The sequence below is a fragment of the uncultured Alsobacter sp. genome (assembly GCF_945952055.1).
Lineage (GTDB): Bacteria > Pseudomonadota > Alphaproteobacteria > Rhizobiales > Beijerinckiaceae > Alsobacter.
In genome coordinates this window covers 20,710-34,353 of record NZ_CAMFHB010000019.1, presented here as the reverse complement: position 1 = coordinate 34,353, position 13,644 = coordinate 20,710, and the positions used below count along the sequence as shown (strand labels likewise).

10 protein-coding genes are annotated in these 13,644 nt (G+C 69.2%); 3 read left to right on the top strand and 7 right to left on the bottom strand.

Features of this window, described 5'->3' with window-relative positions; genetic code table 11:
- From rhaM to Q0Q47_RS15275, 6 genes are all read right to left on the bottom strand, one after another.
- On the bottom strand, positions 1–315 hold the full coding sequence (gene rhaM / locus Q0Q47_RS15300; protein ID WP_293861458.1) for an L-rhamnose mutarotase: 315 nt from the start codon (positions 313–315) through the stop codon (positions 1–3).
- An 11-nt stretch (positions 316–326) separates the two neighbouring features.
- Entirely contained in the window at positions 327–1,349 is a 1,023-nt protein-coding gene (locus Q0Q47_RS15295) for an ABC transporter permease (protein ID WP_293861455.1), read from the bottom strand.
- Entirely contained in the window at positions 1,346–2,347 is a 1,002-nt protein-coding gene (locus tag Q0Q47_RS15290; RefSeq protein WP_293861452.1) for an ABC transporter permease, read from the bottom strand. Before Q0Q47_RS15290 ends, Q0Q47_RS15295 begins: the two co-directional genes overlap by 4 nt.
- On the bottom strand, positions 2,344–3,867 hold the full coding sequence (locus Q0Q47_RS15285; protein WP_293861449.1) for a sugar ABC transporter ATP-binding protein: 1,524 nt from the start codon (positions 3,865–3,867) through the stop codon (positions 2,344–2,346). Before Q0Q47_RS15285 ends, Q0Q47_RS15290 begins: the two co-directional genes overlap by 4 nt.
- 279 nt (positions 3,868–4,146) lie before the next feature.
- The gene (gene rhaS, locus Q0Q47_RS15280) at positions 4,147–5,169 is read right to left on the bottom strand and encodes a rhamnose ABC transporter substrate-binding protein (RefSeq protein ID WP_293861446.1); all 1,023 of its coding nucleotides are present in this window, start codon (positions 5,167–5,169) and stop codon (positions 4,147–4,149) included.
- A 76-nt stretch (positions 5,170–5,245) separates the two neighbouring features.
- Positions 5,246–6,076: a DeoR/GlpR family DNA-binding transcription regulator gene (locus tag Q0Q47_RS15275; RefSeq protein ID WP_293861443.1), complete on the bottom strand. Its 831-nt coding sequence runs from the start codon at positions 6,074–6,076 to the stop codon at positions 5,246–5,248.
- Positions 6,077–6,223: 147 nt separating this feature from the next.
- Here Q0Q47_RS15275 and Q0Q47_RS15270 point away from each other — a divergent pair, with 147 nt between their 5' ends.
- The gene (locus tag Q0Q47_RS15270; protein ID WP_293861440.1) at positions 6,224–8,311 is read left to right on the top strand and encodes a bifunctional rhamnulose-1-phosphate aldolase/short-chain dehydrogenase; all 2,088 of its coding nucleotides are present in this window, start codon (positions 6,224–6,226) and stop codon (positions 8,309–8,311) included.
- A 44-nt stretch (positions 8,312–8,355) separates the two neighbouring features.
- Complete coding sequence (rhaI, locus tag Q0Q47_RS15265) at positions 8,356–9,648, top strand: L-rhamnose catabolism isomerase (protein WP_293861437.1); 1,293 nt, start codon at positions 8,356–8,358, stop codon at positions 9,646–9,648.
- A gap of 154 nt (positions 9,649–9,802) precedes the next feature.
- Here rhaI and Q0Q47_RS15260 read toward each other — a convergent pair whose 3' ends face one another.
- The gene (locus tag Q0Q47_RS15260; protein WP_293861434.1) at positions 9,803–12,322 is read right to left on the bottom strand and encodes a methyl-accepting chemotaxis protein; all 2,520 of its coding nucleotides are present in this window, start codon (positions 12,320–12,322) and stop codon (positions 9,803–9,805) included.
- Between the two features lie 303 nt (positions 12,323–12,625).
- Here Q0Q47_RS15260 and Q0Q47_RS15255 point away from each other — a divergent pair, with 303 nt between their 5' ends.
- Complete coding sequence (locus Q0Q47_RS15255; RefSeq protein WP_293861431.1) at positions 12,626–13,606, top strand: aldo/keto reductase; 981 nt, start codon at positions 12,626–12,628, stop codon at positions 13,604–13,606.
- Positions 13,607–13,644: the final 38 nt, after the last annotated feature.

Here is a 13,644-nt window from a genome sequence, read left to right as displayed (position 1 = left end):
TCATGCCAGGTAGAAGACGGGCAGCAGCGGCTCGGCCACCGGCGAGCCGTCGGGGTTCGTGCGCATCACGTCCTTCATGTGCTGCCACCAGCGCTTCATCACGGGGTGATCGGGCAGCGCGTCCATGCCGTGGTCGTCCCGGCGTTCCAGGTAGCCGAACAGGACGTGCGTCTCCTCGTCGAGCCAGATCGAATAGTTCGAGATGCCCGCCTGGCGCAGCAGATGCACCAGCTCGGGCCAGATCTCGTCGTGCCGGCGGCGGTATTCGTCCCGGCGGCCGGGATCCAGTTGCATCTTGAAGGCGTGGCGTTGCATGACGGCTCTCCTCAGTCGCGGGTCGGCGCCCGGCCCATCAGCCGGCCTGCCACGACCGGGACCGCGATGGCCGCGACCAGCAGGACGCCGAGCAGGATGTTGATCACGATGCCCGGGACGTTGACCAGCGACAGGCCGAACGTCGCGAAGCCGAGCACGAAGACGGCCAGGACCACGCCGCCGACGGTCCCGGCGCCGCCGGCAATGGAGACGCCGCCGAGCACGACCATCGTGACGATCTCGAGCTCCCAGCCCATGGCGATGTTGGGACGCGTCGACCCGATGCGCCCCGTCAGCAGGACCGCCGCAAGGCCGGACACCAGCCCCGTCACGGCGAAGAGCCCGAAGCGGATGCGATCGACCGGCACGCCGGAGAAGCGGGCGGCGACCGGGTTGTTGCCGATGGCATAGAGCTGCCGCCCGAGAGCGGTGCGGTGCAGGACCACTGCGGCGACCGCGGCGGCCGCCAGGAACAACGCGAAGGACAGCGGCACCGGCGGCATGTCGACGAGGTAGCCCTGGCCGATGGCACCGAGCCCCGACGGATATTTCGTCACGGCCTGGTCGCCGAGGACCACCTGCGCGATCCCGCGAAACAGCGACATGGTGCCGATGGTGACCACGATCGACGGCAGCCCGACGGCCGTCACCAGCAGCCCGTTGGCCGTGCCGCAGACGAGCCCGACGCAAAGCCCGACCAGGATGAGCACCGGCGTGCCGGCGCCCGCCTCGGCACACAGGCCCATCGCCAGCGATGCGAGCGCGATCGTGGCGGCGACCGAGAGATCGATCTCGCGCACCAGCACGAGCAGCGCCATCGGCAGGGCGACGAGAGCCTTCTCGGAGAAATTGAACGTCGCGTCGGAGAGGTTGAAGAGATCGAGGAAGTAGGGAGACAGGAGCCCGTTGACGACGAACACGGCGACGAGCAGCAGGGCCAGGATGCTCTCCCAGCTCGTAAGCCGCTCTCCCCAGCTCCTGGCCGCCCGGTCGGCGACGTCGTAGCGCGAGCCCGCCTGCGCCTGGTCGCTCATGGCGATCCTCCCCTGCCGGCTCGCCGGGCTTCGGGCAGGATCAGCTTGCCGCCCCGCTGTTCCGACCGCGTGTTGACGATGACGGCGGCGAGGATCACGGCGCCGGAGATGGCCATCTGCCAGAAGGGCGAGACGTTGACGACCGGCAGCGCGTTGACCACCACGCCCAGGAAAAGCGCGCCGAGGAGGGCGCCGGGCACCGAGCCAACGCCGCCGCCGATGGATACCCCGCCGATGACGCAGGCGGCGATGACCGTGAGCTCGAAGCCGAGCGCGATGTCCGAATAGGCGATGCCGTAGCGCGAGACCCAGAGATAGCCGCACAGGCCCGAAACCGCGCCCGAGAGGGCGTAGACGAGAAGCTGCTGGCGCGTCAGGTCGATGCCGCAGAAGCGTGCCGCCACGGGGTTGCCGCCGACGGCGTAGAGGCCCCGCCCGGCGGTTGTGCGGGCCAGGAACAGCCAGAAGCCGGCGCTCACCACGAGCGCGACCCACACGAGGCTGGAGAGCCCCAGCACGGTGAGCTTGGGAAAGGCGAGAAACGCCTCGGACATGCCCTGCGAGGTGACCCATTGTCCGCCGGCGATCACGAAGATGAGCCCGCGATAGATCGACAGCGTGCCGAGCGTCACCACGATGGGCGGCAGGCCGACGCCGGCGATCAGGGCGCCGTTGACGAGGCCCAGTGCCAGGCCGGTCACGACGGCGAGCAGGATGACGAGCGGGATCGGGATCCCGGGCATGGCCCGCGAGACGAGCGCCACGATCATGCCGGTGAGGGCGAGGTTCGCCGCGACGGAGAGGTCGATGCCGCGCGTCAGGATCACCGCCATCTGCGCCAGCACCATCATGAACAGCATGGAGGTGTCGGTCACGACGCCCAGCAGGCTCGACGGGGTGACGAACACCGGCGCGCGCAGCCCCACCAGGACGATGAGCGCCACCACGATGGCCGCCAGGACGAGGCCGCGGCGGCCCAGTGCATCGCCGGTGCTCATGCGTGTCCTCCTCCGGTCGCCGCCGTCACCACGGCCTCCGGCGTCGCCTGCGCCCGGGGCAGCCGCTTCACGATGCGGCCTTCGTGCATCACCAGCACCGTGTCGGACATGCCCAGCACCTCGGGAAGCTCCGAACTCACGAGCACGATGGCGAGCCCCTGCGCCGCCAGCTCGCTCATGAAGGCGTGGACCGCGGCCTTCGAACCCACGTCGATGCCCTTCGTGGGCTCGTCGAGGATCAGAATGCGCGGCTCCATGGCGAGCCACTTGGCGATGACGACCTTCTGCTGGTTTCCGCCGGACAGCTCGCGCAGGCGCTGGTCCCAGGTGGCGGCCTTCACCGCGAGCCGCCCCCCGAAGCGTCGCGTCGTCGCGAGCTCGCGGTCGCGCGACAGGAAGCGCGCCAGGGGACCGGCCGCGATGCCGGCCAGGGTGAGGTTCTCGCGGATGCCCATCGGCAGCACGGCGCCCTGCACCTGCCGGTCCTCCGGGACGTAGGCCATGCCGGCGGCCACCGCGTCGGCCGGCGAGCGGATCGTCACGGCGGCGCCGTCGATGCGCACGCTGCCGCGTGTCGGCCGCGTCAACCCGAACAGCGCCTGCATCGCCTCCGAGCGGCCCGCGCCGACCAGGCCGTAGAGGCCCAGGATCTCTCCCCGGCGCAGGCTGAACGACACGTCCGCGAACTCGGTCGCATTGCTCAGCCCCTCGACCTCCAGCACGACGTCGCCGATCGGCACGTCCTGCTTGGGGAACACCTGGTCGATCGAGCGGCCGACCATGAGCCGCACGAGGTCGGCTTCCGTGACGTCGGCGATGGCGCCTTCGCCGACGTGCCTGCCGTCGCGCAGGCAGGTCCAGCGGTCGGCGACGCGGAAGATCTCGTCGAACTTGTGCGAGATGAAGACGACCGCCCGGCCCTCGGCCTTGAGCTGCCCGACGATCCGGAACAGGTCGTCGATCTCGCGCGCCGACAGCGCCGCGGTGGGCTCGTCCATGATGACGATGCGCGCGTCGTGGGAGAGCGCGCGGGCGATCTCGACGAGGTGCTTCTGCGCGACGCCGAGGCGCTTCAGCGGCGTGTCCGGCTCCACGTCCGCGTCGAGCCGGTCGAGGAGCTCGGCGGTGGCGGCACGCATCGTGCCCCAGTCGACGAGGCCGCGCGGCGTCAGCGGCATGTGCCCCATGAACACGTTCTCGGCCACCGAGAGCTCGTCGAACATGACGGTCTCCTGGTGGATCGCCGTGATGCCGGCCGCCCACGCGTCGCGCGGGCTCCTGGCGGCGAAGGGACGGCCGAACACCGACACGGTTCCCGCGTCGGCGGCGTGGATGCCGGTGAGGATCTTCACCAGAGTCGACTTGCCGGCCCCATTCTCGCCGATGAGCGCCATGGTCTCGCCGGCGCACAGCGTGAGGTCCACGCCGTCCAGCGCCTGCACCCCGCCGAAACGCTTGGAGAGCCCGCGCACGACGAGTGCGGGTGCTTCCGGAGCGGGCTTGGCGGTAGAGGCAAGCATGATGAGCGGACCTGTCGATACGTGGTGCGTACCATCAACACGGCTCGTATGGACCAGCCTGCCCCGCAGCCGTCCTGCCCGGGCTTGGCCCGGGCATCCACGACTTCGCTGGGGACAGGTGCGTGTTCCCAGCCAAAGTCGTGGGTGGCCGGGCCAAGCCCGGCCATGACGGTTGAGAGGGTGAGGCCGTCTGGACCTTCCATGAGAGCGGGAGGTCCTGCTCACCTCACCCTGTATGGAGCAGCCGCGTCGAACGGCTCTCAGTCGTGGTGCGCGGGATCAGAAGATCGCGGCGAACTTCTCGATGTTGCTCTTGTCGAAGGTGAACGGATCGGCCATCGCCGCCGCCGCGCCCTCGGCGATCTTGATGTCGCCCATGCGGCCGGCCTTGACGCTCGTGCCCGCGGCGCCGGTCGCCTTGCCGGCGACGATCGCGGCCGCGATCATCGTGGCGGAGTAACCGAGGTCGATCGGGTTCCAGATGGCGAAGGTGTCGGTCGCGCCCGCCAGCACCGCGCCCTTCATCTCGGACGGCAGCCCGAGGCCGGTGACGTAGACCTTGCCCACGAGGCCCGCGTCGACCACGGCCTTGGCCGCCGCGACGATGCCCACCGAGGTCGGGGCGATGATGCCCTTGAGGTTCGGATAGGCCTTCAGCAGGCCCTGCGTCTCGCGGTAGCTCTTGTCGGCGAGGTCGTCGCCATAGACCGTTCCGACCAGCTTCATCTTCGCGTAGTCGGGCTTGGCCCACTCCTTCTTCATCTCCTCGATCCAGATGTTCTGGTTCGTGGCCTGCGCAGTGGCGGAGAGGATGGCGACCTCACCCTCGTTCTTGAGGGTCTTGGCCATCATCTGCACGCACTTGGAGCCGATGAGGGCATTGTTGGACGGATTGAGGTGCATGATCCGGCCTTCGGGCGCGACGCCGCTGTCGAAGGAGATGACCTTCACGCCGCGCTGCATGGCCTTCTTGCAGACCGGGACCAGCGCGTTCGGATCGTTGGCGGAAATCGCGATCGCGTCGACCTTCTGCGCGATCAGGGCGTCGATGACCTGGATCTGCGCCTCCGCGGTCGTGGTGGTCGGGCCCGTGTAGATCAGCTCGACGTTGCCGAGCTCCTTGGCCGCCTCGAGGCCGCCGTCGCGGCACGCGTCGAAGAAGCCGATGCCGAGCGCCTTCACCACCATGGCGATGCGCACCTTCTGCTGCGCGGCCGCCGGGCCGACGAGGGCGGCCGGAGCGGCGCCGGCGAGGCCGGCCGCGGTGATGAGCTTGAGTGTCTCGCGACGTGACAAGGACATGAGGGTTCCTCCCGGATCTGTGTTGCTCGTTGTCCCGCGCCCTTGTTCCGGGCGAGGGTCTTCCTCAGCGCCGCCCTCAGGCTGCGGTGACCTTCACGACCGCGTCGGAGGCGTCGCGCGGTGCGATCAGCACCTCGATGCCCGCCGAGCGCAGCATGTCGAGCGACGCCTCGGGGGCGTCCTCGTCCGTAATGACCGTATGAATGCGCGAGAGCGGGCACACGGCGATCACGCCGCGGCGCTCGAACTTGGATGAATCCACCAGGACGATCAGGCGTTCGGCCCGCTTGAGGAGCTTGGCCTCGGCACGGGCGATCAGCGGGTCGCCCTCGATGACGCCCATCGGGCCGAGCCCGAAGCAGCTCATGAACATCTTCGACGCGGTGTAGTGCTGGATGGCGTCGTCGTCGAAGGGGGAGATGACGATCCCCTGCTTCCGGTAGACCTCGCCGCCGGGGAGGATGACGCGGTTCTCGCTGCCGGCCACGAGCGACTGGGCCATGGGGAAGGAATTCGTCAGCACCGTCAGGCGCCGATTGGCCAGCGCCCCGACCATCTCGTAGGTCGTCGTGCCCGCATTGACGATGATCGACTCCCCGTCCTCGCACAGGCCGACGGCGGCCCGCGCGATGGCGCGCTTGCGCTCGACGTGGATGGCGCGCGAGTCGGAGAAGGCCCGGGTGGCGAGGTCGCGTTGGGCGAGAGCGTCGACGGCCTCGACGCCGCCGTGAACACGCCGTAGCTGGCCGGTCTCCTCGAGCTGCACGAGATCGCGCCGAATGGTCGCGGTCGACGCGCCGGTGGCCGCGACGATCTCGCGGACGGTCAGCACCGACCGTTCCCGCAGCATCGCCCCGATCAGCTGCCAGCGCTCCCGCTCGTGCATGAAGCCCTCCCAATCGCTCATGACTATGCACGAGCGCTCAGGATCGTCAATCGAGTGACGCCATGACGCACCGCACAAACAATTCTGCGATGCAACATGATCGATCATGATTGACCATGAGCGGTTGTGGTTTCATGGTGCAGCCGTTCGCCGCAACGAGGAAACGCCATGTCCGCTGCCAAGCTCGCCGACCTGTGGGACGACGCCCACGCCGCCACCCTCGACGAGCCCGGCCAGCTCCTCTACCGCTCGAACCTGCTGGGCTCCGACCTGCGGATCACGAACTTCGGCGGTGGCAACACCTCGGCCAAGGTGCCGATGACCGATCCGCTGACGCGCGCCGAGGTGACGGTGCTCTGGGTGAAGGGCTCCGGCGGTGACATCGGCTCGATGAAGCGGGACGGCTTCTCCACGCTCTATCTCGACAAGCTCGAGAACCTGAAGGGGCTCTACCGCGGCCTTGCCCACGAGGACGAGATGGTGGGCTACCTGCCCCACTGCACGTTCGACCTAAACCCGCGCGCCGCCTCCATCGACACGCCCCTGCATGCCTACATCCCGCATCGCCATGTCGACCACGTGCACCCCGACGCGGTGATCGCCATCGCGGCCTCGCAGAACGCCGAGCGCCTCACCCGGGACATCTTCGGTGGCGAGATGGGCTTCCTGCCCTGGCAGCGGCCGGGCTTCGACCTCGGCCTGAAGATCGGCCAGATGGCGGCCGAGCATCCCGAATATGTCGGTGTCGTCCTCGGCGGGCATGGCGTGTTCACCTGGGGCGAGACCTCCAGGGACTGCTACCGCACCACGCTGCGCATCCTGCAGAAGGCGGCCGACTGGCTGGCCGCCCACGAGAAGGCACCGGCCTTCGGCGGAGCGCGGGTGAACGCGCTGGACGCGACCGCACGCAGCGCCGTCGCCACCCGCCTGATGCCCGAAATCCGCGGCCGCATCTCCGCCGGCGAGTACAAGGTCGGCCATTTCGACGACAGCCAGGCCGTCCTCGACTTCGTGAATTCGCACGCCCTCGCCGACCTCGCGCCGATGGGCACGTCCTGCCCTGATCACTTCCTGCGCACCAAGATCCGTCCGCTGGTGCTGCCGTTCGATCCGGCGAAGCCCGACGTGGACGGCCTCGTCGGCCAGCTCGATGCGCTCGCGGAGGCCTATCGGCAGGACTATGCCGGCTACTACGAGCGCTGCAAGCGGCCGACCTCGCCCGCCATGCGCGACCCCAACGCCGTGATCTGGCTCGTGCCCGGCGTCGGCATGCTGAGCTTCGCCCGCGACAGGGCCACCGCGCGCATCGCGGCGGAGTTCTACATCAACGCCATCAACGTGATGCGCGGCGCCTCGGGCGTGGACCGCTATGTCGGCCTGGCCGAGCAGGAGGCCTTCGACATCGAGTACTGGCTCCTGGAGGAGGCGAAGCTCCAGCGCATGCCCAAGCCGAAGCCCCTCGCCGGGCGCGTGGCGCTCGTCACCGGCGGGGCCGGCGGCATCGGCAAGGCGACCGCCATCCGCCTCCTCGCGGAGGGCGCCTGCGTGGTGCTCGCCGACATCGACGCGGGGGCGCTCGAGACCGCGCAGGCGGAGCTCAGGAAGGCCTTCGGGCGCGACGTGGTCGCGGGCGTGCAGGTCGACGTGACGCAGGAAGAGCGGGTCCAGGGCGCGTTCGAACAGGCGGTCCTGCAGTTCGGCGGCCTCGACATCCTCGTCTCGAATGCCGGCATCGCGTCGGCGGCGGCGTTCGAGGACACGACGCTGGCCCTGTGGGACCGCAACATGGACATCCTGGCGAAGGGCTACTTCCTGGTCGCCCGCGCCGGATACCGCATCATGAAGAGCCAGAAGCTCGGCGGCTCGATCATCTTCGTCGCCTCCAAGAATGGCCTCGCCGCCTCCCCCGGTGCCTCGGCCTACTGCACGGCCAAGGCGGCGGAGATCCATCTCGCCCGCTGCCTGGCCCTGGAAGGTGCCCCCTACGGCATCCGCGTCAACACGGTGAACCCGGACGCCGTGCTGCGCGGCTCGCGCATCTGGCAGGGCGAGTGGCGCGACCAGCGCGCCGCGTCCAACAAGGTGAGCGTGGACGACCTGGAGGAGGTCTATCGCCAGCGCTCGCTCCTGAAGCGGTCGGTGTACCCGGAGGACATCGCGGAAGGCGTGTTCTTCTTCGCCAGCGACCTTTCGGCGAAGTCGACCGGCAACATCCTGAACGTGGACGCGGGCAACGCGCAGTCCTTCACCCGCTGACGGCGAGGCCAGGACCCGGAGAAGAAGACCAGAGGGAGGACGCAATGGCCTTTTCGATCAGCGACGCCTTCGTGGCCGAGCGCAACGCGGCCGATGCCGGCGCGCTCGCCGAGGACTACGCCGCCCTGGGACGCAGCCTGGCGCGGCGCGGCATCGACATCGAGGCGATCACCACGGAGGTGGCCGCCTTCGCCGTCGCCGTTCCCACATGGGGCGTCGGCACCGGCGGCACGCGCTTCGCGCGGTTCCCGGGTCCGGGCGAGCCGCGCGGCATCTTCGACAAGCTGGAGGACTGCGCCGTCATCAACCAGCTGACGCGCGCCACGCCGACCGTGTCGCCGCACTTTCCGTGGGACGTCGTCTCCGACTACGGCGAGCTCAAGGGCCTCGCCTCGTCGCTCGGCCTCGGCTTCGACGCGGTGAACTCCAACACCTTCCAGGACCAGGCGGGCCAGGCGGTCTCCTACAAGTTCGGCTCGCTCTCCCACACCGACAAGGCCGTGCGCGATCTCGCGGTGGCCCACAACGTCGAATGCATCGAGATCGGCCGGAAGCTCGGCTCGACGGCGCTCACGGTGTGGATCGCCGACGGCTCCAACTTCGCCGGGCAGTCCAACCTGTCCAGGGCGTTCGACCGCTACATCGACGCGATGAAGCAGGTCTGCGCCGCGCTGCCGGCCGACTGGCAGGTCTTCCTGGAGCACAAGTTCTACGAGCCGGCCTTCTACTCGACGGTCATTGCCGACTGGGGATCGAGCTTCGCCGCGGCCACCGAACTCGGCCCGCAGGCCAAGTGCCTGGTCGACCTCGGCCACCACGCGCCGAACGTCAACATCGAGCAGATCGTTGCCAGGCTCGTGCGCTACGGCAAGCTGGCGGGCTTCCATTTCAATGACTCGAAGTACGGCGACGACGACCTCGACTCAGGGTCCGTCGACCCGTTCCGGCTGTTCCTGGTGTTCAACGAGCTCGTCGACGCGGCACGCAGCAAGGGGCCCGGCTTCGCCCCCGCCTACATGATCGACCAGTCGCACAACGTGACCGACCCGATCGAGAGCCTGATGCAGTCCGCCATCGAGCTGCAGCGCAGCTACGCCCAGGCGCTCCTCGTGGATCGCAAGGCCCTGGAGGCCGCGCAGGAGGCCAACGACGCGCTCTTCGCGCACCGGACGCTCAAGGCCGGATTCGTCACGGACGTGTCGCCGATCCTGGGCGAGGCGCGGCGACGCTCCGGCGGCGCCATCGACCCGCTCGGCACCTACCGCGCCTCGGGCTATCGCGCCCACAAGACGAAGGAACGGCCGCCCGTCGAAGGGTCGAGGAGCGGGATCGTCTAGGGAGGAGCCGAAAGGTTCTGCGTCCTTCGACACGGCCGCCGTGCGGCCTGCTCAGGATGAGGACGATTCTTGTTCTTTGGACAACACCAAGGCTCCTCATCCTGAGCAGCCCGCGGGAGCGGGCGTGTCGAAGGACGCACCGCCCATCAACCGCTCAGGCCGCGCGTCGCGTGCCCGTGCGCGCCGCCTGGCGACCGCTCGCATCGTCCTTCGTCCGGAACGCCGAGAGCATCTCCTCCAGTTCGCCCAACCGGTCCTGGAGTTGCGTCGCGGACGCGGCGCTCTCTTCGGCCAGCGCGGCGTTCTGCTGGGTGATCTCGTCCATGTGCGCGACCGCCTGGCTCATCTCGTCGATGCCGTTGGCCTGCTCGCTGCCCGCCGTCGAGATCTCGGCGACGCCGCTCGCCACGTCGCGGGCCGCGCCCATGATCTTGGTGAGCACGCCGCCGGCCTCGTTGACGTGGCGCACCCCCTGCTCCACCTCGGCGATCGAGCCGCCGATGAGCGAGGTGATGGTCTTGGCCGCTTCGGCGGAGCGCTGGGCCAGCGCCCGGACCTCGCTCGCCACCACCGCGAAGCCGCGGCCGGCCTCTCCGGCGCGGGCCGCCTCGACGGCGGCATTGAGCGCGAGGAGGTTGGTCTGGAAGGCCACGTCGTCGATCATGGTGGTGATCTCGGAGATCTTGCGGGCCGACGCCTGGATCCGGCTGATCGCGTCGACGGCCTGGTCGGCCACCTTGCCGCCGTCCGTCGCCAGCTTCAGGGCGTTCTCCGCGAGGTCGTTCACGCGGCGCGCCGTGGCGGCGGAGGACTTCACGGACGCGGCGAGCTGCTCGGTCGTCGCCGCCGTCTCCTCCAGCGAGGAGGCCTGCTGTTCCGTGCGCGAGGACAGGTCGTTCGAGCCGGCCGCGATCTCGCGCGTGGCGGTGTCGATGTCGCGCGCCGTCGCCTGGATCGAGGCGATGAGCTGGCTCAGGCGCGAACCGGTCTCCTCCACGCTCGTCTTCAGCTGCCCGAACACGCCTTCGTAGTCGTTGGGGATGCGCGCGGTGAGATCGCCGTTGGCCATGCGCCCCATGGCCGAGGCCACGTCCGCCGTTGCCGCCTCGACCAGCGAGGCCATGTCGTTGAGGCCGGACGCGACCGTCTCCACGAAGCCCTGCTTGCCGGCCAGCCCGATCCTGGCCGAGAAGTCGCCGCGCGCCGCCGCGCCGACGACGGACTTGATCTCGTCCTGGGCGTTGAGCTCCTCGGTCTTGTCGTACCATTCGAGCGTGTGCCCGATGACCTCGTTGGCGCGTCCGCGGATGTAGGCCATGTCCAGCAGGATGGTGCGGCCGCCGACGTCGTAGCGGACCTTGCGCATCACGCCGTCGTCGAGCAGCAGCTGGCGCTTGAGGGCGGGGTTCTGGCGGTAGGCGTCGATGTGCTTTTCCAGCAGCCCGTCGACGGTGAAGTTCGGATCGTGGACCCGGAACGCCGGCGCCACCGCTTCCAGCCAGCGCCGCAGCGCCACGCTCATGTAGACGATGTGCTCCTGGGGATCGGTGATCATCATCATCAGCGGCGAGCCGTCGAGCGCGGCCACCGTCAGGCGCTGGCGCGAGGCCGCGCCCTTGAACTCCGTCAGGGCACGGGCCATGGCGCCCACCTCGTTGGGAAGGTCGGCATGGGGCACGTCGGCGGCGAAATCGCCCGCCTCGAAGCGGCGGATGACGCCGACGATGTCCCCGATGGGACGGCGGATGGAGCGGACCACGAACGTTCCCGCCACCAGGGCCAGCAACAGGCAGACGAGCACCAGCGCCCCGGCGCCCGCGGCGGTGGAGACCAGGCCCGCGCGCCGCACATCGAGCAGGCGGAGCAACTCGGCGTTCACCCGCTGCCAGGTCTGGGTCGTCTCGCCGCGCAGCACCTCGTCGGCGCTCTGCAGGGCTTCGGCCACGCCGGCCATGTCCCCGTTGGTCTCGATCCGGGTCACGATGTCCCGGGCCAGTTCGGCGGTCGCCTCGACGTCGGTGAGGAACTCGGTGGCGGCCGGCCGCAGCGCGGCCGCGACGGAGCCGTCCTTGTTGCCGCGATAGGCGGACTCGATCGAGCCCTTCAGCGTCTCGCCCGCCACCGAGAGGCGCGTCGAGGCGCCCCAGACGAGCGCGAACTCCCTGAGGCCGGGCTTGGCCTGGCCCGGCGCGGTGTAGGGCCGGGCGGCCTCGCGCAGCGCCACCATGGCCGACAGCACCTCGGGGAAGCGGACCGTGGCCGTCTCCATCAGGTAGAAGGTGTCGAGATCGGGATCGAGGGTCAGGTTGGAGCCGTCCGCAACCGCGGCGATGGCCTCCTTGCCGGCCGCCGAGGCGTTGCCAGGCTTGGCCGCCAGCAGGGCATCCACCGCGACGGCGCTGCCGAAGAGCGCGTCGGCCTCGCCGCGCCCCTGGCGAAGCCTCGCCTTGGCACCTTCCACGTCGCCGCCGTTGGCCAGGGCTTCCGTCACCGCCCACACGGCGGGAAGGTAGCGCGCGCCCGCGATCTCCTTGTCGACGAAGGCAATTCCGGCACGCAGGTGAACGGCGAGCAGCGTGGTGACGGTGACCAGGGGAACCGTGAACAGCAAGGCTCCAAGCCCGAGCTTGAGCCCGAGGGATGCCCCCGCGATGCGACGCGAAACAGACTTCATCACCTGCAAACCCCCACCAGTTTCATTCTGGAACGCGCACCGAGAGTCGAGCAGACCAAATCCCACAATCGAAGCGTGTCAAAAGATCAAAGAATATCGGAAAGAACTTGCCGTTCATCCTGAAGCAGAGCGGTAAAGATTGCCTTTCGCTTGCGCAGACGCAGCCGCACGGGCCGAAGACCTGGACGGTCCAGGCAGTACCCCGGCGCGGCCCGGGCATGTGCGTCAGGCACCTTGGATCGACCGGCAGGACATGGCAGCGTTGCCCCGCACGGCGGAGTGTTCGCCGGCAGGGAGATGGACATGACACCCAAGAACCGAATCACCATTCCGGGAACAGACCTGGCGGTCTCCCCCCTCTGTCTCGGCGGAAATCGGCTCGGGGGCCAACTGGACCAGAAGGACTCCTTCGCGCTGCTGGACAGCTATGTCGAGCAGGGTGGCAATTTCATTGATTCAGCGCACGTCTACGCCAACTGGCTCCCCCATGTGGAACGCAGCTGCAGCGAGAAGACCCTGGGCCGCTGGCTCAAGGCGCGCGGCGGCGCCAAGGGCGTTGTGATAGCCACCAAGGGCGGCGCGCCCAACGTGGACGCGCCCGACGTGGCCCGGCTGGACGAAGCCTCGATCCGCCAGGATGCGTCCGAAGCGCTGGAGAACATGGGCGTCGACGCGATCGACCTGTTCTACCTGCATCGCGACGATCCCTCGCGCCCGGTGGAGGAGATGCTCTCCGCCGTCGAGCGGCTGCGCAGCGAAGGCGCCGTGCGCTACTACGCCTGCTCGAACTGGTCGGGCGCGCGGATCGAGGAGGCGGCGGAGATCGCACGCAAGAAGGGCTGGCCCGGATTCGTCGCGAACCAGCCGGAGTGGTCGCTGGCGACCCGCAATGCGGGGACGGCTGGCGACACCATGATCCAGATGAACGAGGCGCTCTACACCGTCCATCGCCGCCTGGGTCTCGCCGCGATCCCCTACTCGTCCCAGGCCAAGGGCTACTTCGACAAGGCTCTCGGCGGTGCGGTGGACGACATCACGGCGAAGGCCTACGAGAGCCCGGAGAACCGCTCGCGCGCCGAGGTTCTGGGTGCGATCGCGCGGCGCCATGGCGCGACGCCGACGCAGGTCATGCTGAACGTCATGATCCACTCGCCTTTCCCGACCATTCCGATCATCGGGTCGCGCACGACCGACCAGATTGCGTCGAGCTTCAAGGCGCTCGGTCTCGCGCTGTCGGACGCCGAGCGCGCCGAAGTGGCAGGGACCGTCCGGCACGCCATGTAGGCCGAGCCCGTCCGGGCGGCGCCGCTTCTCCCCGCAGG